This is a genomic window from Acidovorax sp. FG48, from assembly GCF_057809085.1.
In genome coordinates, this window is record NZ_JBMDJH010000018.1 from 17589 (window position 1) to 39659 (window position 22071).

14 protein-coding genes are annotated in these 22071 nt (G+C 63.9%); 11 read left to right on the forward strand and 3 right to left on the reverse strand.

What is annotated here, in order from left to right; translation table 11 throughout:
* Nucleotides 1-155: 155 nt before the first annotated feature.
* The 9 genes from bcsB (at nt 156) to ACODSU_RS20120 (ending at nt 15890) form a co-directional block, all read left to right on the forward strand.
* On the forward strand, nt 156-2534 hold the full coding sequence (gene bcsB / locus ACODSU_RS20080; RefSeq protein ID WP_488844255.1) for a cellulose biosynthesis cyclic di-GMP-binding regulatory protein BcsB: 2379 nt from the start codon (nt 156-158) through the stop codon (nt 2532-2534).
* Nucleotides 2527-3681, forward strand: coding sequence for a cellulose synthase complex periplasmic endoglucanase BcsZ (gene bcsZ, locus ACODSU_RS20085; RefSeq protein WP_488844257.1), 1155 nt, complete (start codon nt 2527-2529; stop codon nt 3679-3681). The genes bcsB and bcsZ overlap by 8 nt, the downstream gene beginning before the upstream one ends.
* On the forward strand, nt 3678-7595 hold the full coding sequence (locus ACODSU_RS20090; protein WP_488844259.1) for a cellulose synthase subunit BcsC-related outer membrane protein: 3918 nt from the start codon (nt 3678-3680) through the stop codon (nt 7593-7595). Before bcsZ ends, ACODSU_RS20090 begins: the two co-directional genes overlap by 4 nt.
* Before the next feature lies 1 nt (nt 7596).
* Complete coding sequence (locus ACODSU_RS20095) at nt 7597-9417, forward strand: BcsE family c-di-GMP-binding protein (RefSeq protein WP_488844261.1); 1821 nt, start codon at nt 7597-7599, stop codon at nt 9415-9417.
* Entirely contained in the window at nt 9414-9599 is a 186-nt protein-coding gene (locus ACODSU_RS20100) for a hypothetical protein (RefSeq protein ID WP_343735213.1), read from the forward strand. The genes ACODSU_RS20095 and ACODSU_RS20100 overlap by 4 nt, the downstream gene beginning before the upstream one ends.
* A 13-nt stretch (nt 9600-9612) precedes the next feature.
* Entirely contained in the window at nt 9613-10404 is a 792-nt protein-coding gene (gene bcsQ, locus ACODSU_RS20105; RefSeq protein WP_488844263.1) for a cellulose biosynthesis protein BcsQ, read from the forward strand.
* A gap of 311 nt (nt 10405-10715) precedes the next feature.
* Entirely contained in the window at nt 10716-12911 is a 2196-nt protein-coding gene (bcsA, locus tag ACODSU_RS20110) for a UDP-forming cellulose synthase catalytic subunit (RefSeq protein ID WP_488844265.1), read from the forward strand.
* Nucleotides 12908-14485: a cellulose biosynthesis protein BcsG gene (bcsG, locus tag ACODSU_RS20115; protein ID WP_488844267.1), complete on the forward strand. Its 1578-nt coding sequence runs from the start codon at nt 12908-12910 to the stop codon at nt 14483-14485. The genes bcsA and bcsG overlap by 4 nt, the downstream gene beginning before the upstream one ends.
* 172 nt (nt 14486-14657) lie before the next feature.
* On the forward strand, nt 14658-15890 hold the full coding sequence (locus ACODSU_RS20120; protein ID WP_488844269.1) for a multidrug effflux MFS transporter: 1233 nt from the start codon (nt 14658-14660) through the stop codon (nt 15888-15890).
* A gap of 12 nt (nt 15891-15902) precedes the next feature.
* On the opposite strand, the gene ACODSU_RS20125 is transcribed toward ACODSU_RS20120, so the two are convergent.
* The 3 genes from ACODSU_RS20125 to orn form a co-directional block, all read right to left on the reverse strand.
* Entirely contained in the window at nt 15903-17375 is a 1473-nt protein-coding gene (locus ACODSU_RS20125) for a sensor domain-containing diguanylate cyclase (RefSeq protein WP_488844271.1), read from the reverse strand.
* A 154-nt stretch (nt 17376-17529) separates the two neighbouring features.
* Nucleotides 17530-19401: a DEAD/DEAH box helicase gene (locus tag ACODSU_RS20130; protein WP_488844273.1), complete on the reverse strand. Its 1872-nt coding sequence runs from the start codon at nt 19399-19401 to the stop codon at nt 17530-17532.
* 386 nt (nt 19402-19787) lie between these two features.
* Nucleotides 19788-20381 carry an oligoribonuclease gene (orn, locus tag ACODSU_RS20135; protein WP_043566178.1) on the reverse strand — a complete coding sequence of 198 codons (594 nt, stop codon included), beginning with the start codon at nt 20379-20381 and terminating at the stop codon, nt 19788-19790.
* A 37-nt stretch (nt 20382-20418) separates the two neighbouring features.
* Between orn and ACODSU_RS20140 the strand changes: the two genes are divergently transcribed.
* Both ACODSU_RS20140 and ACODSU_RS20145 read left to right on the forward strand, forming a co-directional pair.
* On the forward strand, nt 20419-21726 hold the full coding sequence (locus ACODSU_RS20140) for a M48 family metallopeptidase (RefSeq protein ID WP_488844275.1): 1308 nt from the start codon (nt 20419-20421) through the stop codon (nt 21724-21726).
* Complete coding sequence (locus ACODSU_RS20145; protein WP_488804248.1) at nt 21723-22061, forward strand: 4a-hydroxytetrahydrobiopterin dehydratase; 339 nt, start codon at nt 21723-21725, stop codon at nt 22059-22061. The genes ACODSU_RS20140 and ACODSU_RS20145 overlap by 4 nt, the downstream gene beginning before the upstream one ends.
* Nucleotides 22062-22071: the final 10 nt, after the last annotated feature.

Here is a 22071-nt window from a genome sequence, read left to right on the forward strand (position 1 = left end):
AAGCAGCAACGCTATCGGCCCCGCAATTGCAAACAACTGTCTTGCGAAGCCGCCGCGCACTGCCTCCTCGATACACTTTGTCATACAAGTGACACCGCCCCGGCATGGGTCCAACGCGTCCCATCCACCAGGTACGAGCCAGCAAAAAGAACACTGTGAAATCCACTTCCGCTACCCGCGCACTCCCCCTTTTGATTGCGCTGATCACTGCCGGGCTGATCTCCGCCCCCACCCCTGAAGCCAAGGCCCAGACCAGCAAGGCCCGCAACGCCGCAGCCAAGGAGAAGACGACGGCCCGCCAGGAGCGCGAGGCAGACCGCGCAGCGCAGGCCGCTGACGGCACGAGCGGGGCAAGTCCGTCCGCCCCCAACGCGGCGTTGCCTGCGCGGCAATGGAAGGTCAGCCTCAAGGAGCTGGGCGTAGGGCGCCCCATTGCGCTGCGCGGCGTGGAGAGCGAAGCCAGCGTGGGGGTGGGTGTACGGCGCGACGAAATCGTCGAAGCTGCCAAGCTGCGCCTGACCTTCACGCTGTCACCCGCGCTGATTCCGTCGCTGTCGCATCTCAAGCTGATGCTCAACGACGAAACCTTGCAGACGGTGGTGCTGGACAAGGAGCGCCTGGGCACCCCACAAACGGTCGAGCTGAACATCGACCCCCGCTATTTCACGGACTACAACCGGTTCCGCTTCCAGTTCATCGGCCACTACACGATGGAATGTGAAACGCCCACCCATTCCAGCCTGTGGGCCACCATCAGCAACGATAGCCAGTTGGAGCTTTCTCTGCGGCAGATCCCTCTGCGCAACGACCTCGCGCTGCTGCCGGCACCGTTCTTCGACCCCCGGGACAACCGCCCCGTCAAGCTGCCGTTTGTGTTCGGTAGCCAGCCCAGCACCGGCACGCTCAAGGCGTCTGGCTCCATCGCCAGCTGGATCGGCATGCTCGCAGGCTACCGAGGCAACCAGTTCCCGGTGCTGGAAAACCAGCTCCCCCGCTCGCACGCCGTGGTGCTGGCCACCAACAGCCAACGTCCCGCCTTCCTGCAGGACATGGCACCCGTGACCGAACCCACGATCTCGGTGGTCAACCACCCCGAAGTACCAGGCGCCAAACTGCTGCTGGTGCTGGGCAAGGACGACGCCCAGCTGCAGATGGCGGCCGACGCCCTGGCCCTGGGGAAAGCGGTTTTGTCCGGGCAAACCATTGCCGTGAAATCGCTGGACTATCCCGCGTTGACCAAGCCCTATGACGCCCCCCGCTGGATCACCACCCAGCGGCCCGTGAAGCTGGCCGAGCTGGTGGGCAGTCCTTCGGATCTTCAACTGCGCGGCTCGGTGCTCAATGACACGGTGAACATCTACACCCGCATGGCCCCAGACCTGTTCACCTGGAACGCCAAGGGCGTGCCGCTGGACCTCGCCTACCGCTACACCCCCAGCAGCGTCTCGGACCATGGCAGCCTGAACATCTCCATCAACAACCAGTTCATCCAGTCCTATCCGCTGCAGTCGCGAGACGACCGCACCAGCGGCAAGAACACGGTGATGCTGCCCCTGTTCGACGATGGGAATGCCCAGAACCGTTCGGACCTCAAGATTCCGGCTTTCATGATCGGTGGCGACAACCAGCTGCAGTTCGCGTTCCAGATCCCGCCCAACGACCTGGGCCGTTGCAAGTCCGCGCCACCGACCGAACTGTTTGCGGCCATCGATCCACAGTCCACCATCGACCTCACAGGTTTTCGCCACTACCTGGCCATGCCCAATCTGGCGGCCTATGCCAACAGCGGTTTCCCGTTTACCCGGGTGCCGGACTTGGCCCAGACCTCCATCATCCTTCCCAACCAGCCCAGCACCGCAGACATCGAGGTCTTCCTGACCTCCGTGGGCCGCATGAGTGCATCGACCGGCTATCCCGGTACCCGCTTTCAGCTGCTGCGCGCCGCAGATGCCAACAAGGCTGGCGACACAGACATCCTGATCGTGTCGCAGGCTGACGCCGATGGTTTGCTGGAGCAATGGAAGAACCATCTGCCAGCGCTGCTGGCCGCCGGGGCACGGTCCGTCCAGCCCCTGGAGCGGGCCCTGGGATCATTCATTGAACTGTTCAACCTGGAGTCCGAACACCGCCTCTCCGCGTCCGGCGGGCAAGCCGTGTTGCAAGGCACAGGGCCGCTGGCCGCCGTCACCGGCTTTGAATCGCCTTTGCACAGCGGGCGCAGTGTGGTGGCCCTCACTGCCACGGACAAGGAAGCCATGGGACTGCTGAGCCAGAGCCTGAACGACGCGGGCAAGATCAAGAGCCTGCGCGGCGATCTGGGCCTGATGCGCGGCGACGCGATCGAAAGCTTCCGCATCAAGCCGGTGTACTACGTGGGCGACCTGCCGTGGTGGCAGCGCCTGTGGTTCCATCTGCACAGCCACCCCTTGCTGCTGGCGCTGGCGGGCATCGCCACCGGACTTCTGCTGACCTTCATCGTTTATGGCGCCTTGCGCACCATGGCGCGCCGCCGACTGGCATCCCAGCATGACTGATTCCCTCCGTCGGCGTACGGCCCTGCAGGCTGGCAGCGGTGCCGCGCTGCTGTCCTGGCTGCCAAGCCTTCGGGCGCAACCCCAATCCGCAGCAGAACGCCCCGGATGGCCCGCCTGGGAGGCCTTCAAGGCCCAGTTCATCAACGAAGGCGGCCGCGTCATCTCGGACGAGGCGGGGGGAGGGCAGACCTACTCCGAGGGCCAGGCTTATGCCTTGTTTTTTGCCCTGGTAGCCAACGACCGCGCCACATTCGACAAGCTGCTGCGCTGGACGGAAAACAACCTGTGCGACGGCGATATGACCGCCCGCCTCCCGGCCTGGCTGTGGGGCAAACGCCCCGATGGCTCCTGGGGGGTCATCGACAGCAACGCCGCTTCTGATGCCGACCTCTGGATCGCCTACGCACTGGGCGAGGCAGGCCGCCTGTGGAACGTGCGCAGCTACCGGGCACTCTCGGCCTTGCTGGCAGCCCGCATCCTGCGTGAAGAAACCGCGCAACTGCCCGGCCTGGGACTGACCCTTCTGCCAGCACCCCAAGGTTTTGCGCAGGGGGACGGGCGCTGGCGCCTGAACCCCAGCTACATGCCCATGCACCTGATGCACTGGCTGGCATCGGTGGACCCGCAGCCCGAATGGAAGCAACTGGTGGACAGTTCGCTCAAGGTCATCCAGGGCGCCTCGCCCAAGGGTTTCACGCCGGACTGGACCGTGTACGACGCCAAGCAGGGCTTTCTGGTGGACGAAAAGGGCAAGGAAAAAGGCCAGGGCAGCTACAACGCCATCCGCGTCTATCTGTGGGCGGGCACACTGCACGCCAACGCCCCTGGGCGCAAGGCCCTGCTGGAGACCCTGCAGCCCATGGCCCGCTTTGTGCGCGAGCGGGGATACCCGCCGGAGTCCATCGATATCCTGACAGCGCAGGCCTCGGGCCCCGCTCCATCCGGGTTCTCGGCGGCAGTCCTGCCGTTTTTGCGAGCGGTGGGGGATGATCGCGCCCTGCAATCGCAGCGCATGCGCCTGGAGGCCCGCCCCCTGCGCCCCACGGCCTACTACGAGCAGGTTCTCGGCCTGTTTGGGCTGGGCGCCATGGACGGGCACTATCGCTTCACGGCCAACGGCCAACTCACTGTGCGATGGAAACCGTGAAACGCCGTACACGCCGCTGGCTGCCCTCACTGACCCTGCTTGCCGCCGCCTGCCTGCCCGGGCAGCACGGCGTGCATGCCAGCACCCCACCCGCTATCGAAGCGGAGCTGCTCAGCGGCGCCCGCCTATGGGCCAGCAAGAACCGGCCGGACATGGCCCGCCAGCTGGTGGACAAACTGCTGGCCATGGACCCGAACTCTCCTGAGGGGCTGGCAACGCTGGGCGACCTGGCTCTGCGCGAAAAGAAAACCGATGAGGCCCAACGCGCTCTGGCCACCTTGCGTGCCCGCCACCCCAGACATGTGCTGACCCAGGAACTCGAAACTCTGGTGCGCGTGTATGGCCCCGACCGCGAAAAACTTGCCCAGATGCGCCTGATGGCACGCGCAGGCCGCAAGGCCGAGGCCGCCGACCTGGCGCGCGAGCTGTTCCCGCAAGGCCCGCCCACGCTCGGTGGACTGGCGCTGGAATACCACCAGATCATGGGCTCCACCGCCAAGCAGAGCACCGAATCCCAGCGCCAGCTGGCCAAGCTGTACCAGCAGACCGGGGAGTCCCGCTACCGGCTGGCACAGCTGGAGCTGCGGATGTACCAGGGTGGCAACCCAATGGCCGTGGTGCAGGAGATCGAGACCCTGGCAAAGCAGCCCGATACCAATGCCCAGCAACTGCAAGACCTCTGGCGCCGTGCCCTGGACCGGCTGGCCAACACACCCGCCAACCTGCCCCGCGTGCGCGCATTTCTGCAGCGCTACCCGGCTGACAGCGCCATGGTGGAGCGACTGGCCGCCATGCAACAGGCGGTCGAACGCGCAGAGCGCGCGGCCCGCGACCCGGCCAACATCGCCCGGCAGGCAGCGCGCACGGCACTGGACCAGGGCGATATGGAGCTGGCGGAGGAGCAGATCCAGGCGACGCTGGCTTTACGTCCCCAGGACGGAGAAAGCCTGGGGAACTTGGGGTTGATCCGCCTGCGCCAGGGCCAGCATGCCCAGGCGCAGGACCTCTTCAGCCAGGCCTATGCACTCACACGCCAGAGCCGCTGGAAAGACCTGCAGGCCACCGCCAGATTCTGGGGACTGCTGCGACAGGCCGACAGAGCTGTCGAACAGAACGAACTCATCACCGCTGCCAGCTTGGCCGAACGCGCACTGCAGATGCAGCCCCAAAGTGCTGACGCATTGACCACCCTGGCGAGCATTCGTGACCTGCAGGGTGACCATGCGCTGGCAGAGAATTTCTACCAACAGGCCCTCCAACAGGAGCCCAACAGCACCTCCGCCATCAAAGGCCTGGCAAGTCTCTATGCCCGCACCGGGCGGGTGACCAAAGCGCAGTCCCTGCTGGCAGAGGCCGCTGCACGTGACACCACACTCGCCGAAAAACTCGCCAGTGCCCAGGCGGACGTGCTGGTGGCCCAGGCAGAGGACGACTTGCAGGCCCAGCGCCTGGGCCCCGCACTGCGTGCGCTGGAGTCTGCCGTGGTACTGACCCCTGACGATGCGTGGTTACGGCACCGCCTCGCACGTGTTTACTTGCGCCTGGGCCGCCCCCAGGAAGCACTGCACGCCATGGATGAGGGCGTGGCACGTATTCCGTCCGGCACCGTCGGTGCCGAGATGTTGTATGCCCGCGCCCTGATACGTTCGGCCTTGGACGATGACAGCGCTGCCCTTGCAGACATGCAGCGGATACCCTCCACCGATCAGACGGACGCCATGCGCGCGCTGGTGCGGCGCTCCCAGGTCAAGTCGCTCGTCACGCAGGCCCTGAAACCCCTGCCGGCAGCTGAAGTCGAGGCACTGCTACAGCAAGCGGAACGGACAGCAGGCAATGAGGCAGACCTGCTCTACAGCGTTGCCAATGCCTGGTTTCGCCGTGCGCAGCCGGCGCGGGGCGTGGCAGTCTTTCATCGCCTGGCAGCGCGTGTTCCCACGCTGGCGCCAGACACGCAGCTGGACTACGCACAGCTGCTCAACCGGGCGGAGGACGATGCCGGCCTGGCCGAGCAATTGCCTCGTCTGCTGCAAGCCAAGGGCTGGAGCGCGGAGCAGGAAGACCGGCTGGTAGCGCTGTATGCAGCGCACCAGGAACGGCTCATCGAGAAGCAGCGGCAGGCCGGACGTGCCAACGAAGCCTCGCGCCTGGCACGCCAGGCGACGCCACTGCCGGACACACTCTCGACACCACGCCAACGCAGCCTGGCCCAGGCCCGGTTGCTCATGGCTGCGGCCGAATATGCCGATGCCGCCCAGTTGCTCAAGCCTTTGGCATCCGCACAACCGGATGATCTGTCTGTGCGCATGGCGCTGGCGGACACCCTGTCCCGACTGCAGGACACCGGAGACCGGCGGGCTGCGGCCAATGAGGCCGACTGGTTGAAAGACCGCATCCCTCCGAGCGATGTGGGGCAGCAACTGGCACTGCTACGCATCTGGCAACGCATTGGCCGCATGGACGAGGCACGGGCATTGGCGACCCGTTTGCTGGACCGCTTTCCGCAGGACAGTGACGTGCTGCTGCATGCAGCGCGCCTGGAGCGGGCCAACCGCAACTACGCACAGGCCATGGTGTTCTTCCGCAGTGCGCTCATGCTGGAGACGCGCGGAAAGGACACTCCCCCGACTGCAACGCTCCCAGACAGCCAGGCCCAGGCGCCGGTTGATTCCGACCGACCCCTGGCTCTCCAGCAGAGTTACACACTGTCCGTCCCCGCCGACCCGGCCTTGGTTGCCAAGATCCAGGGCGAGATCGACGCCATCGAGGCACGGCGCCAGCCGCGGATCGAAGCGGGACATCAGGCACTGAGCAAGCGCTCCACCGACGGCATCTCCAGCCTGCACGGCTGGGAGCGACCTGTGGTGGCGTGGATGCCGCGTGGCTACGACGGGCACTACTTCCTGCACGTGGATCGGGTGCAGCTGGATGCGGGCGATCTTCCCGCTGACGGTCCGGACCTGCTCACCTACGGGCAGGTGGCGGCGCTACCGCCCGGGTCGCCGTTTGCCACCGAGCGACGCCAACGCGGGCAGGGGTCCAACCTGGGGTTCGGCTACGTTGGCGACGACATCCAGTGGGACATCGGAACCACCGGGGTGGGTTTCCCGGTGACCAATGTCGTAGGGGGACTGTCCAAGACCGGCGATATCGGCCGCTACAGCTACAAGCTCGAAGCGTATCGGCGCCCCATCACCGGCAGCCTGCTGTCGTACGCAGGGGCACGCGACCCCATCACAGGCCAGGTATGGGGCGGCGTGGTGGCAACGGGCGCTGCAGGCCGCCTCTCCACCGACATGGGCCCCTACAGCACTTCGCTGAGCCTGAGCCTGGCCGCGCTCACCGGCAAGAACGTGGCGACCAACACCCGCATGCAACTGCGATGGGCCCTGGACCGCGACGTATGGCGTCACGCTGACGGGGTGGTCAACCTCGGGGTTGCCGTGTCGGCCTGGCGCTATGGCAAAGACCTGTCCGAGTACAGCTTCGGGCACGGGGGCTACTACAGCCCGCGCAACTACGTGTCCGTCGCCCTGCCACTGGAGTGGAGCGGACGCCGTGGCGCACTCACGTGGCTCGCGCGCGGGTCTGTGTCCGTCTCGCGCAGTAGCAGTGGCGACAGCGACTATTTTCCGCAGAGCGCACTCCTGCAGTCCCTGGCGCGTGCCCGGCTGGCGGCCGACGGTGGCGTTCCGGTGTATGCGGGCAGTTCGGGCTCGGGTTTCGGTCGCTCATTCAGGGGCGCACTGGAGTACCAGGTCACCCCCCACCTCGCACTGGGTGCACAGTTGGAGCTGGATCGTTCGGCCTACTACGCGCCCACCAATTTCATGGTGTACGGCCGCTACCGCTTTGAGCCCGGGAACGCTCCGCTGGACAACCGCCCCCGTCCGGTGCAGACCTATTCCAGCTTCTGACATGTCCTCTGCCGCTTCATCCCCACGCAAGAGCCCACCCGCCAGCGGTGTGCTGCGTTCGCTCGCCACACGCCTTTGGCCTTCCAAGGGTGTAGCCGGCAACGCGCTGCGACCGACCAACATCGGCATTGCAGGGCTGCCGGACGGTATCGGTCAACTGCCAGCCCACGTGCCCGTATCCCTCGTTGCCGCCGACAGCCGCAGCGCTGCGGCATGGTTCCCAGCACTCATTGAAGACGCCCTGGCAGCGGGTCCTCTGGGACTGGTCGCATCCAGCACACAGTGGCTGGACGAGTTGCTGGAGCGCCCTGCAGTACAAGCCGCCTACCAAGCGGGCCGGCTGAGGCTGTGGACACTCTCGCCGGGATTGCACGCGCAAGTCCAGCGCAACGGTCTCAATGCGTTGCTGCAGGAACTTGAACGCACCGGCCTGCCACCACAGCACGCGCTATATCTGTACGACGCACAGCACCTGCTGTCTGGGCTCAACGTGGCGCAACTCGCCCGGGTCAGTGACCAGCTCAGCACACTGTGCCGCCAACGGCCTCGCCCGGTGGTGCTCGGATTCACCCCGCCACTGGACACCAGCGCCCTTTTACCAACGCTACGCAACCTGTGCCAGATGTCCATGCACATTGCCACGTTGCATGCCGACGCAGACCGCTGGCGCCTGAGCCTGGACCGCTGGAGTTCGGACACCGGGGCGCTCTTTCAGACGGGCTTCGGCCTGGTGCAGGACGCCACCACCCATCGGCTGGCTGCCGATGGCACGCGCACCCAGGGTGCCACACCCGAACTGGTCACTGCGGCCGACCAATGGAGTGTGCTGGCCACCCGGGCATCGGTGGAGGGGCAGCGCGGGATCCCCGGCCACTGGCGCATCTTCGATGGGCTGGAGGACATCGAAGTGGCTGCCGCCACCTGCGTGGCCTCCACGGTACTGATCGATGCGGGCTCTGCGAGCGATTTCGAGTCCCGCGCACGCTTGGTGCATCACTTGCGCCTCTCGCGCCCCCCCACGCTCAAGATCGTGGTGCGCGAGAACCTGGGCAAGTTGCGCACCCACAGCGAACAGGCACTGCTCCAACTGGGCGCCAGCGTGGTGGTCTACAAAGAGGTGGGGTTCTCGCGCCTGCTGCAACTGCTGCAGGACATCAATGCCCAGAGCCACACCCGCAAAGTCCACCCTGACTACGCGCAGGCGCTCGACAGCTTCATGCCGCCCCATGAACGGGGTTACCAGGCCCCGGCACGGTTCTGTACGCTGGTACGGGGGATGCTGGACCGCACCCATGACATCGGTCTGTCGCACAGCATGGTGCGGCTAAGCATGCTGGACCAGATGCCGCACATCGATGCCTTGCGTGCCTGCCACACCTCTCGCGATGGAGACCTGTTCACGGCCGACCACGAAGCAATCTACGTGTTCCTTTTTGCCTGCCGGGAGCCCGATGTGGAGCTGGCCCTGCAGCGTGTGTTTGCGCTGCCACTGACCCAGTTGTTCACCTCACAGGCCACAGATTGCTCCGCACCCGGCATACGCGCCATGACCGACCAATTGCAGGAGACCCTGCGCAAAGGGGTGCCTGACTACAGCGCCCTGTTGGCCGACGCCAGCGCTCCACCGGCGGCCGTCCTTGTGAACAGTTCCGCTACACCCAAGGCGCAGGCGCCGAAGGCAACGCCGGCATTGCCCCAGCACAACCCTATGGAAGACCGGCAACCCAGCGCCCAGCCGCGAGTTGCGGCGAGCCCGCAAGTGCGACCTCGCCCCATCGGACGGCGCGCCGTGCCACGTGCACTCGGGAGGGCTTCCGCATGAGCAATGCGTGGATGCTCGTTTACGTGCTGCTGGGCGCCTTGCTGGCCTGGCCCTGTTCCAGGCTGCTGCGCCGCATGCTGCAGGCGCGCCAGCCGCTGCGCTGTGTGCAGCCCTACCGCCCTGTCCTTCTGCCCAAAGAACCCCCTGTTCCTCCGCAAGACGGGGTGAACAAGGCCCCATGAACAAAGAGTTTGCATGCGCGTGATTGCTGTTGTTTCGCCCCTCGGCGGGTCCGGGCGTACCACCCTGGTTGCACACCTGGCATCACTAGGTGCCCGGCAAGGTCAGTCCATCTTGGCCATAGAGCTCTGCGCCCAGAATCTGCTGGGCATGCACCTGGGGATGCCACACCCCGCCAGCCAGGGGTGGGCAGCACTTGTGGCCACGGGCTCATGGTGGGCGGATGGCAGCTTTGACAACACCGACGGCGTCGGCGTTCTCCCCTTTGGCCCGACGACGCCAGACACCATCACCACACTCCACCAACTGCTGGCGGCCAACCCGCAGTGGCTGCAAGACCAGTTGGCACTGCTCGATATCCCGGAGGATTGCACGGTGCTGCTGGATACACCGCAATGGCCTTCGCCACTGGCCCAGGCAGCGCTGCGCTGCGCGGATGCAGTGTTGGTGGCCATGGAAGCGTCTGCACGCGGATGTGCCAGCATGGACACCGTGCGCGCCATGCTGCAGGCATCGCCAGCAGCGCCCAACGCGCAGGGCATCGCAGTCACACGCTTCGACCCGCGCCGCGCCTCACACCGGGAAGCACTCACCACTCTGCGCCAGCAGTGGGGAACCCAGTTGCTGCCGTACACGGTGCACGAAGACGAGAACCTCTCGCGGGCGCTGGCGGCATCGCAGTCCGTGAACAGCGTGGCCCCCCATGCACAGTCGGCACACGATCTCCAGGGCATTTTCCATTGGCTGTCGGCAGTGTCTCCCGCGCAGGCGCAGCCTTCGCCTGCGACAGAAGTGGCGGCACCATGACGGATCAACCCCCTTGCAGCATCACGACGCCCACGCCGTCCCCTGAGCGAACGGGTGTACAAGCACCTGCCCACCAAGTGCTGGGATGGCTCCGAGTCTGGTTGGAGATTGAGCCTGGTGCTCCCTGGTGGATGTGGCTGTGGCGCTGCTTTGTGCTGCCGCCCTCGCCGCAGCGCGCTTTACGCCCTTGGTTGCTGCGTCCAGTGCGGGGTCTATGGGCAGGCCTCGGCTGGGCGATGCGCTGGCTCTGGAGGGGGGTGGCACTCGCACTGAATCTGCTTTTCTGGCCGATCCGGCTTTTCCTGCGGGCCATGGACCGCTTGGCCACCCACGTCAACGTGGGCAAGGGCATGCGGCTGGCAGACCAGTGGCTCACACCGGCCCTGGAGATTCCGGGTCTGCGCTGGGTGATTCTGGCAGTGGGGGCAGTCACCGGCCTGGTCGTCATGACCACCCCATTCAACTGGTTTGGGCAACTGTTGTTCATGCTGCTCTGCTGGGGGCTTTCCCTGGTGCTCCGGCGCCTGCCAGGCCGCTATCCATCGCTGGCGCTTGCTGCAATCAGCCTGCTGGCCATGGGGCGCTACGCATGGTGGCGCCTGACTTCGTCAATTGAATTCGACTCGGTCATCGAGTCCTTCCTGGGCTATGGCCTGCTGGCGGCAGAGGCCTACACCTGGCTGGTGGTGGTACTGGGCTTCATACAAACGGCCTGGCCCCTGCACCGCCGTCCGGCGGAGCTGCAAGGTGCGCCCGCGTCCTGGCCCACGGTGGATGTGTATATCCCCACCTACAACGAGCCGTTGAGCGTGGTGCGCACCACAGTGCTGGCGTCGATGGCACTGGACTGGCCCAAAGACAAGGTCAAGGTCTTCATCCTGGACGACGGACGGCGCGAGGAATTTCGTGCATTCGCCGAATCCATGGGCGTGGGCTATATCGTGCGGCCCGACAACAACCACGCCAAGGCTGGCAACCTGAACCACGCGCTCAAAAAGACCGATGGTGAGCTGGTTGCCATTTTCGACTGCGACCACATCCCCACACGCTCCTTCCTGACCACGGCCGTGGGCTGGTTCCAGCGCGACCCGAAGTGCGCGATGCTGCAGACGCCGCACCACTTCTTCTCGCCCGACCCGTTTGAGCGCAACCTGGGTACCTTCCGCCGTGTCCCCAACGAGGGTGCGCTGTTCTACGGTCTGATCCAGGATGGCAATGATTTCTGGAACGCCACGTTCTTCTGCGGCTCCTGCGCAGTGATACGGCGCGGCCCTTTGCTGGAAGTGGGCGGCATTGCCGTGGAAACCGTGACCGAGGATGCGCACACCGCCCTCAAGCTGCACCGGCGCGGTTACACCACAGCCTACATCAACGAGACGCAGGCCGCCGGTCTGGCCACGGAAAGCCTTTCGGCCCACGTGGGCCAACGCATCCGCTGGGCGCGCGGCATGGCGCAGATCTTTCGCGTGGACAACCCCTTTCTGGGCAAGGGGCTCACGCTGTGGCAGCGCATCTGCTACGCCAATGCCATGGTGCACTTTTTCTTCGGGCTGCCGCGGCTGGTGTTCCTTACCGCGCCCATGGCCTTCCTGTTTTTTGAATGGCACATCATCAATGCAGGCGCCATCATGATTGCGCTGTACGTGCTGCCGTACATCCTGCAATCCAACATTGCCAATGCGCACGTGCAAGGCGAGCACCGGCACACCTTCTGGGCGGAGGTCTACGAGACGGTGTTGGCCTGGTATGTGGCCCTGCCCACCACAGTGGCGTTGATCAACCCGCGCTTGGGCAAGTTCAACGTGACAGCCAAGGGCGGGCTGGTGGATGAGCCGTATTTCGACTGGGTGATCTCCCGCCCCTACACCATCCTGGTGCTGCTTAACTTTGCGGCCTTCGGCATGGGCCTGTTGCGCCTGTTCTTCTGGAACACCGAAGAAACCGCCACCGTGCTCCTCAACCTGTTGTGGACGGTCTACAGCATCCTCATGCTAGGTGCTGCATTGGGTGTGGCGTCCGAGGCCCGCCAGGTGCGGCGCATGCACCGCGTGGCCACGCGATTGCCTGCGACCTTGTACCTGGACGATGGGACAGTGCTACGGGCCGTTTGTATCGACTTTTCCATGACCGGTGTGGGCCTGCAGTTGCCTGAAGGCATACCGCTGGCCGTAGGAGACAAGGTGCAGGTAGGACTGTGGCGCAACGATTCGGAATGCGTCTTTCCAGCCACGGTGATGCTGCACAGGGGCCAGAGCGCCACCGGTTTTCAGTTTGATCCCATGACGCGCGAACAACAAATCGATCTGGTGCAGTGCACCTTTGCCCGCCCCGACACCTGGACGCAATGGAACGACAGCCACGATACCGACCGGCCTTTGCATGGCCTGCAGGAAATCGCGCAGCTGGGTGTTCTGGGCTACCGCAAGTTCTGGGCTTCGCTGGTCGAATCAGCACGCAGCCGATGGCCCCTTCGCAAGCAGCGCGGGCAAGAAAGGCTGTCGGCATGAGCTTCTGGCATCTGATTTTCCTTGTCAAGGTAGGTTTGTACTTTAGTGGCTACATCGGCTTGAACTGGTGGCTGAACCTGCTGTTGTGGGCGTCCATGCTGCCCCCTATTGCGCACAACGGGTGGCGACGTGCACGCACAGCCATCGCCATACCGGCAGCCATCGCACTACTGTATGCCGACTCATACCTCCCCAGCCCGGCGCGCGTGCTGTCACAGCTCAAAGCGCTGAGCGGTTTCAGCGCAGACTACTGGATGGAACTCGCCCAGCGGGTGTTCAACCCTGAAATGCTGCTGGTGGGATTGGCCGGTATCGTGCTTTATTCGGCACTGGCCCGGCGGGTGCGTGCAGGAACCTTTGCATTGCTGGCGTTGTTGAGCGTGCCGGTGGTCGCGGCCTTGCAGGAGCAGGCAGCTACATCTCCAACCACCATGGCTGCAGCCAATGGATCGAATTCGGCTGCTGCGCCCAACGACAGCCAGGACACGTCACCAGACGCCCTGCTGCAGCGCTTTTATGCCAGCGAAAGCCAGCGGCGCGTTCAGTTCACCGCGCCCAACGGACCACCCGCGTTCGACATCATCTTGCTGCATGTCTGTTCCCTCTCATGGGACGACATGGACTTTGTAGGACAGCGCGACAACCCGTTCCTCAAGCGCTTTGATGTGCTGTTCACGAACTTCAACAGTGCCGCCAGCTACAGCGGGCCGGCCTCGTTGCGGGTATTGCACGGCACCTGCGGACAAACACCGCACACCAAGCTGTACGAGGGCATCGATCCGCAGTGTTATGTATTTCCCAACCTGGAGAAAGTGGGCTACCAGACCGCTGCGCTGCTCAACCACGACGGGGTGTATGAAGAGTTTGCGCATGCGCTGGAGCAACGCGGAGGTCTTGCGGGCAAGCTGCAATCCAACCAGGGGGCACCCGTCCACATGCAGAATTTTGATGGCTCGCCCATCTACAACGACCATGCCCTGCTGGCGCAGTGGTGGAAGAAGCGCAGCACTGACCGCAGTACCGGACCGGTAGCGCTGTACTACAACACCATCTCGCTGCACGATGGCAATCGCGTACCGGGCATGGCTTCACGCAACAGCCTGGAGACGTTCAAGCCCCGCCTGGTACAACTGCTCGCCGACTTCGACAAGTTCATCTCTGAGCTGGAGGCATCAGGACGCCCCGTGGTCGTGATGTTGGTCCCCGAGCATGGGGCGTCGCTGCGCGGAGACAAGATCCAGATGTCTGGCATGCGAGAGATTCCAGGCCCCCGCATCACCCTCGTCCCGGCTGCGGTGAAGCTGGTGGGCATGAAGGCATCAGACGCATCCCCTCCTCCCGGTCCCCTGATCGTGAATCAGCCGATGAGCTACCTGGGCTTGTACACCTTGCTGGGCGATCTGATTCGCGACAATCCTTACGCCAACTCCGCACGCCCTCTGGCAGAGCGGCTCGCGACACCGGTCACGACCCCGTTTGTTTCAGAGAACGCCGATGTGATCGTGATGCGCAACATGGAAGGCAAGTACCTGATGCGCTCGGGGAATGGCGAATGGGTTCCCTACAACTACTGAAGGCGTTGGCTTGAAGCCGAAGGGGGCGTGATCAGGGGGTTGCGCGACGGTGCCCCTCTTTCACAGACGCCCAAGTGCGTCCAGCATAATCCATCCGCCCTCCGCGCCATCCCACAATGGCACGGCGGTGTGATGTCCTTCCGCGCGTCTGCAACTCCATCGGTCTCCATCCATGAATCCTCAAGCCCATCTGCTCTGGAAAGCACCCCGCTGGGCGCTCGCGATCCTGCTGGCTGTGCTGGGCATGCTCGGGCCTTTCTCCATCGACACCTACATCCCCGCGTTCTCAGGCATCGCCGCGGCGCTAGGAGCCACGCCGGTGGAGATGCAGCAGACGCTGTCGGCCTACCTTTTCGGCTTTGCATTCATGAGCCTGTTCCATGGCGCGCTGGCGGACAGCTTCGGGCGCAGGCCCGTGATCTTGTGGGGCATTGCCGTGTTCACGCTCGCCTCCGCCGGATGCGCCCTGTCACAAACAATTGGGCAGTTGGTCTTTTTCCGCGCGCTGCAAGGTTTGTCCACGGGGGCAGGCATCGTGGTCTCGCGTGCGGTGATCCGCGACATGTTTCCCCCGGCACAGGCCCAGAAGGTCATGAGCCAGGTGACCATCTACTTTGGTGTGGCTCCGGCGATTGCACCCATTATTGGTGGCTGGCTGTTTGTCCACGCGGGTTGGCACAGCATTTTCTGGTTCCTGACCCTGGTAGGCGTTGCCCTCTGGACCGCCAACTTCCGGCTGCTGCCCGAGACCCTTCATGTGGAGCAGCGCCAGCCCTTTCATGTGCGCCACCTGATGCGGGGCTACATACAGCTGGGCACCAGTGCACGCTTTGTGCTGCTGGCACTGGCCAGCGGCGTGCCTTTCAATGGCATGTTCCTGTACGTGCTGTCGGCCCCCGCGTTTCTGGGGGAGCACCTGTCGCTGGCACCGACACAGTTTTTCTGGTTTTTTGTGCTCACCATTTCAGGGATCATGGGCGGTGCATGGCTCAGCGGAAGGTTGGCGGGACGCATTCCGCCCAAGCGCCAGATCCGCCACGGGTTCGTCATAATGTTTTCGGTGGCCGTGTTGAACCTGGGCGCCAACCTCCTGTTCACCGCCCACGCCTGGTGGGCCCTTGCGCCCATTGCGATCTTTTCTTTTGGCTGGGCGCTGATGGTGCCCGTGGTGACGCTGCTGGTGCTGGACCTCTACCCCGAGCGGCGAGGCATGGCCTCGTCCATGCAGGCTTTTGTCGGTTCGACGGCCAATGGGCTGGTGGCGGGCCTCATTGCGCCGCTGGTGATGCATTCCACGGTTTTGCTGGCACTGTCATCGCTGCTGATGTTGTGCATTGGCATGCTGTCGTGGATCTTTTTGCACCATCGCTGGCCCGAGATCGGCCGCACCCCGGTCCACCTATGATCCAGCTGCGGATCAAGGACTGCTGGACTGCCGCCGGTCCACGTTCTTTTGCTGGTAGTAGCGGTTCTTTTCCGCGTACATCGCCTGGTCCGCACGATGGATTGCAGCCTCCACCGCATCGCCCGACTGGCAACAGGCGATTCCCATGGCCAGGCTGAGGTGCTGGCCAGGGTAGAACTGGTTGTTGAGTTCGAGCATCGACAAGATGCGTTCCTGCAGGGCCATGGCTCCGCGTTCATCCGTACCGGGCAACAACACCGTGAACTCATCGCCGCCAATGCGTGCTGCGCAGGCCGGTGCATCCACAGCCTTGGCCAAGACCTCGCCAACGCGGCGCAGCATGGAGTCTCCCGCCGCATGGCCCTGCTCGTCGTTCACCACCTTGAGCCCATTGAGGTCGATGGCGATGATGGACAAAGGCCAAGGGCCCTTGCGGGTCAGGCGGTTGAGTTCCTCGGCGTAAAAGGCGCGGTTGCGCAACTGCGTGAGTACATCGTGCTTGCCCAGATACTCCAGATAGGCTTCAGCCTTCTTGCGCGCCGTGATGTCCACCAGCGACAGGAGCACCAGCCCCCAGTCGCCCATGTGATCGGCCAGCACCGAGAATTGCATGTGGATATGCACCGCATCGCCAGACAGTGCGTAATTGACCACTTCGCGCTGCTGGAAGGTCTTGCCCTCCCACAGGTCCAGCAACTGCTCCGCAAAGGACTCGTGCATCTCCCCGCGAAATACCCGGCCAATGTTGTTCAGCAACATTTCCTTGCTCTCTGCGCCGAACATACGCAGGGTCTGCTGGTTCACGTCAATCACCCGGATTTCGTGCATGCAGCGTGTCACAAACTCGGGATGCACCCGAATGAATGTCTTGAAATCGTCGATGCCCTGCGCACGCACACCATCGAGCAGGCTCTTGACCGCACTGAAGTCCTCCACCCACAAGGACACGGGCGAATGTTCGAACAGGTCGCGAGCGTAGCGCTCGCTACGGCGTAGCTCCGCCCCTGCGCGCACGGTGGCCGTCACATCCTCCAGCGACACCAACACACGGCTCCAGTTGTCCTCATAGCCGGGCAGGATGCGCGCACGGATCTGCACATCCAGCCGTCGACCGTCGAGCGCGTAGTTCACGGTCTGGTTGGAAAACTCCAGCTGCCCGTCCCACAACTGCGACAGCTCATGCGCCACCGCGTCGTGCATATCGTCGCGGAACACCTTGTCGAGGTTGGCTTCCAGGATCTGCTGGCTCTCGGCGGCAAACAGGTCCAGCGTGCGCTGATTCACCTTGAGCACTTTGAGGGCGGCACTGCAAGCCCTCAGGCGGGCCGGGTCCTGGGCCAGGAACTGGCGGATGTCGGTCACGCCTTCGGCACGCCACTGATCAAAAAGCTGCTTGAGCGCGCTGTAGTCCTCCAGCCAGAGTGACACCGGCGCCAGCCCGAACATGTGCTCAAAGTCCGCACCCGAAGATAAAGAAGACGACACAGCAGATTCCTCCGGAGCCCATTATTGACGAGCCGCCCGCCGCCTCTGCGACACACCGGGTCGCCACCATGAAAAAAGGCCGGCACCTTGCGGTACCAGCCTTTGCAACAGGAGCGGCACTAGCTAGCTAACCAGCGCCATTAACCCTCAACGCTCAGCGAGCCGGGCGAGCAGGACGCTTGCGGGCGTCGTGGGCCACGAAAGGCTTGCCGCCACCACCAGCAGGCTTGGCAAACGCGGGCTTGCGGGGTGCGAAATCACCGCGCGGTGCACCCGCGTCGCCACGGGGAGCAAAGCCACCACGGCCTGTGTCGCCAAAACCAGGCTTGCGGCCATAACCCTCGCTGTCACGGCGTGGGGCAAAACCACGATCACCTCCGCGATCGTCGCGGCCTGCAAAACCGCTGCCTTCACCACGGGCAGGTGCGCCGCGATTGTCACGGCCGGCAAAACCGCCGCCAAAGCCACCACCGAAACCACCACGGTCGTTGCCACCGCGTGCGGGACCACCGAAACGGCCACGCGATGGGTTTTCGCGGTTGTCATACGAGCGGCCACGGCCACCACCAAAGTCCCCACCGCGAGGCGCCTGCGGGGCACGCTGCGAAGGCTCCATGCCCGGAATCACTTCGGCCTTGAACTGCTGGCGGCTGTACGACTCAATGTCGTAGATCTTGCGGCGATCGCGGAACTCGGCAAACGTGACGGCCAGGCCATCGCGGCCCGCACGGCCAGTACGGCCGATGCGGTGGGTGTAATCCTCAGCCTTCATGGGCAGGCCGAAGTTGAACACGTGGGTAATGGTGGGCACGTCGATGCCACGGGCTGCCACATCGGTCGCCACCAGGATCTGCACCTGGCCAGCGCGCAGCGCCATCAGGCGGCGGTTGCGCAGGCCCTGGCTCAGGGCGCCGTGCAGCGCCACGGCGGAGAAACCGTCTTGCTGCAGGTCGTTGGCCAGACCATCGCACTCCACTTGGGTGCTGGCAAAGACGATGGCCTGGTTGATCGTGGTGTCACGCAACCAGTGGTCGAGCATCTTGCGCTTGTGCTGGGCGTTATCAGCCCAGTACAGCACCTGCTTGATGTTGGCGTGCTTCTCTTGCGGAGAATCGATGGTCACCTTTTGCACCGACGAACCACCGTCGTGCATCACGCGCATGGCCAGTTGCTGAATGCGCGGGGCAAAGGTCGCGCTGAACATCATGGTCTGCTTGCGCTGGCTGGTCAGCTGGTTCAGTTCTGCCAAGTCGTCCGAGAAGCCCAGATCGAGCATACGGTCGGCTTCGTCCACCACCAGGAACTGCACCTTGTCGAGCTTGATCTGCATCGAGCGCTGCAGGTCCAGCAGGCGGCCAGGGGTTGCCACCACGAGGTTGGCGTTCTGCAACTTGGCAATCTGCAGTTGGTAAGGCATGCCACCCACGACGTTGGCCACGCGCAGGCCGCGGCAATGCTTGACCAGGTCGATCGCGTCGTGCGCAACTTGCTGCGCCAGTTCACGCGTGGGGCACAGAATCAGCGCGCCAGGGGTCGCAGCCTTGAAGTTGCGCGAGCTGGTGGGGTCCTTGCGCTTGGCGCGCTTGGGGGCAGGTTCGCCACGGGCGGCAGCCTCTGCAACAGCGCGCTCAAAAGCAGCGCGTTCTTCGGCTTCGGCGGCGGCCTGCTGCTTGATCAGGGTGTGCAGCACGGGCAACAGGAAGGCAGCTGTCTTGCCCGAGCCGGTCTGGCTGGAAACCATCAGGTCGATGAACTTGGTGGAGTCGTTGCCGCTTCCCATGGCCAGGGGAATGGCCTTGAGCTGAACACCCGTGGGCTGGGTGTAGCCTAGGTCGGCCACCGCCTGAACGAGTTCAGGCGCCAGGCCCAGCTCCACAAAACCGTTGGGTTCGGCGGTCACAGCGGCATCGGCCTCAATGGCAGATGCCATCACGGCGTCCAGAGGGGAAGACTGCACGGAAACGTCGGCAGCAAAGGAAGTATCGGCAGGCGCGAATTCGCCCTGCACCAAAGAGGTGTCGGTCATGATTTTTCTCTCACGAAGACGATCGCAGGCAGCGCCTGCGAGGGGCTTCGTCAATGGTTAAAAAACATCAACCATCAAACGAAACCTGCGTTGGCTCTCTGTGGAGGCCGGTGCGGGTGGGCGTTGTTCGCTAGTCCTGCACTGTCTAAGACAGTCGGCTGGCAAGCCCGGTGTGTGAGGGGAGATGCACAAACTGCGAGGATTTCCTGCGCAGCCTTAGATTATCGCACGGTTAAGGGTTTCCCCGCAACCCCCGTCCCTGTGCCTCGCTAGAGGAGGCTTCCGAATACGAAGAATTCGATCCTCGCCCCAAGCGAAGCAAGCCCGTTGAGATCGGTGCCTCGGGAGTTTTTTACCCCTCCTCGCACCGGAGGAGGGTTGGCAACTCAAGGCGCTTTCACCTCCACCGCCAACAGGTGCTGGCGGTAATGTGCAAGTTCGTCGATGGACTCATGCACATCCGCCAGCGCCGTGTGTTTTTGCGCCTTCTTGAAGCTCGTGTAGGCCTCGGGTTTCCAGCGCTTGGCCAGTTCCTTGAGCGTGCTCACATCCACGTTGCGGTAGTGAAAGAATTTTTCGAGCTTGGGCATGTAGCGCACCAGGAAACGTCGGTCCTGGCCAATGCTGTTGCCGCACATGGGCGCAGTGCCCTTGGGCACGTACTGGGCCAGGAAAGCAAGGATCTTCTGCTCCGCTTCCTCCTCCGTCACCGTGGACGCCTTCACCTTGTCGATCAGGCCACTGCGGCCGTGCGTTCCCTTGTTCCAGGCATCCATCTTGTTCAGCAATTCATCCGACTGGTGAATGGCAAACACGGGGCCTTCAACGCGGGGTTCGAGGCTCGGGCCGGTCACGACCACAGCGATCTCCAGCAGGCGGTCGGTGTCGGGCTCCAGGCCGGTCATTTCACAGTCCAGCCAGACCAGGTTCTGGTCGGATTTGGCAAGCGTGGCAGGGGTGGGGTTGTTAGCTTCTGACATGGCGCGCATTGTCGCCGATGGCCTAAACTCGCCGCACATGCCCACCTCTGACGACATTTCCCCCTCTTTGCTGCTCACCCTGGCCTTTGCCTCCGCGCTGCTGCTGGGCTTGGCCCTCAAGTTCTGGCTGGCGACACGCCAGGTCCGGCATGTCACCAGCCACCGCACTGCAGTCCCCGCCCCGTTTGCCGAACGCATCGCGCTGGCCGCACACCAGAAGGCGGCTGATTACACCATCACCAAAGCCCGCCTGGGCATGCTGGAGATGGCGCTGGGCGCGGCAGTGCTGCTGGGCTGGACCTTGCTCGGCGGCCTGGATGCACTGAACCAAGCGCTGCTTGGCGCACTGGGTGGCGGCATGTGGCAACAGATGGCATTGCTGGTGGCCTTTGCTGCCATCAGCGGACTGATCGACCTGCCCCTGTCGCTGTACCAGACCTTCGTGGTGGAAGAACGGTTTGGCTTCAACAAGATGACCTGGCGCCTATGGCTGGCGGATGCCCTCAAGGGCCTGCTGGTGGGCGCCATCATCGGGCTGCCGATTGCCGCACTGATCCTCTGGTTGATGGGCGCTGCAGGCCCGCTGTGGTGGCTGTGGGGCTGGTGCTTCTGGATGGGTTTCAACCTGCTGCTGATGGTGATCTACCCCACCTTCATCGCACCGCTGTTCAACAAATTCCAGCCGCTGGAAGATGAATCGCTCAAAGCCCGCGTGACGGCACTCATGCAGCGCTGCGGCTTCTCGGCCAAGGGCCTGTTTGTGATGGACGGCAGCCGCCGCAGCGCCCACGCCAACGCCTACTTCACGGGCTTTGGTGCCGCCAAGCGCGTGGTGTTCTACGACACCCTGCTGCGCCAGCTGGCCCCCAGCGAGGTAGAGGCCGTGCTGGCCCATGAGCTGGGCCACTTCAAGCACCGCCACATCGTCCAGCGTGTCGTGATGATGTTTGCGCTGAGCCTGGCCGGCTTTGCGCTGCTGGGCTGGCTCTCCACGCAGGTCTGGTTCTACACCGGACTGGGTGTGCGGCCCAATATCTCGCTGGACCCGGCCATGGCAGCTGCTCCCAATGACGCGCTGGCATTGCTGCTGTTCATGCTGGTCGTGCCGGTGTTTACCTTCTTCATCTCGCCGCTGTTTTCACAGCAATCGCGCCGCCATGAGTTCCAGGCGGATGCGTACGCGGTGGCCCAAGCCAGCGGCGCCGATCTGTCGTCGGCCCTGCTCAAGCTGTACGAAGACAACGCCTCCACGCTCACACCCGATCCGGTGTACGTGAAGTTTTACTACTCGCATCCACCTGCCACAGAACGGCTGGCGCGCATGCAAACCCCTGCCCACCCATGACTACCATGTTGAAGAAAAAAGACTGGTCCACGCTGCCCCGTCGTGCGCTGACAGCTACAGAAGTCGTAGCAAATCTGGCCAAGCTGGAAGGCTGGAGCCTCAGCGGCGACGGCGCCAACGTCGCCATCGAAAAGACCTACCACTTTGCCAATTACTACGAGACCATCTCGTTCGTGAACGCACTGGCGTTCATCGCCAACGCGCAAGACCACCACCCCGATCTGTCGGTGCACTACAACCGTTGCGTGGTACGGCTGAACACGCACGACGTGCACGGCATCTCCAGCACCGACTTCGAGTGCGCCACACAGTTCGACGCGCTGGTCGCGCCATGACACAGGCCCA

Excerpts from the sequence above, each read along its gene's own strand:
- bcsZ (WP_488844257.1), top strand. The coding sequence starts at position 2,527 with ATGACTGATTCCCTCCGTCGGCGTACGGCCCTGCAGGCTGGCAGCGGT.
- ACODSU_RS20095 (WP_488844261.1), top strand. The coding sequence starts at position 7,597 with ATGTCCTCTGCCGCTTCATCCCCACGCAAGAGCCCACCCGCCAGCGGT.
- ACODSU_RS20100 (WP_343735213.1), top strand. The coding sequence starts at position 9,414 with ATGAGCAATGCGTGGATGCTCGTTTACGTGCTGCTGGGCGCCTTGCTG.
- bcsQ (WP_488844263.1), top strand. The coding sequence starts at position 9,613 with ATGCGCGTGATTGCTGTTGTTTCGCCCCTCGGCGGGTCCGGGCGTACC.
- bcsA (WP_488844265.1), top strand. The coding sequence starts at position 10,716 with ATGGACCGCTTGGCCACCCACGTCAACGTGGGCAAGGGCATGCGGCTG.
- bcsG (WP_488844267.1), top strand. The coding sequence starts at position 12,908 with ATGAGCTTCTGGCATCTGATTTTCCTTGTCAAGGTAGGTTTGTACTTT.
- ACODSU_RS20120 (WP_488844269.1), top strand. The coding sequence starts at position 14,658 with ATGAATCCTCAAGCCCATCTGCTCTGGAAAGCACCCCGCTGGGCGCTC.
- ACODSU_RS20130 (WP_488844273.1), bottom strand. The coding sequence starts at position 19,401 with ATGACCGACACCTCTTTGGTGCAGGGCGAATTCGCGCCTGCCGATACT.
- orn (WP_043566178.1), bottom strand. The coding sequence starts at position 20,381 with ATGTCAGAAGCTAACAACCCCACCCCTGCCACGCTTGCCAAATCCGAC.
- ACODSU_RS20140 (WP_488844275.1), top strand. The coding sequence starts at position 20,419 with ATGCCCACCTCTGACGACATTTCCCCCTCTTTGCTGCTCACCCTGGCC.
- ACODSU_RS20145 (WP_488804248.1), top strand. The coding sequence starts at position 21,723 with ATGACTACCATGTTGAAGAAAAAAGACTGGTCCACGCTGCCCCGTCGT.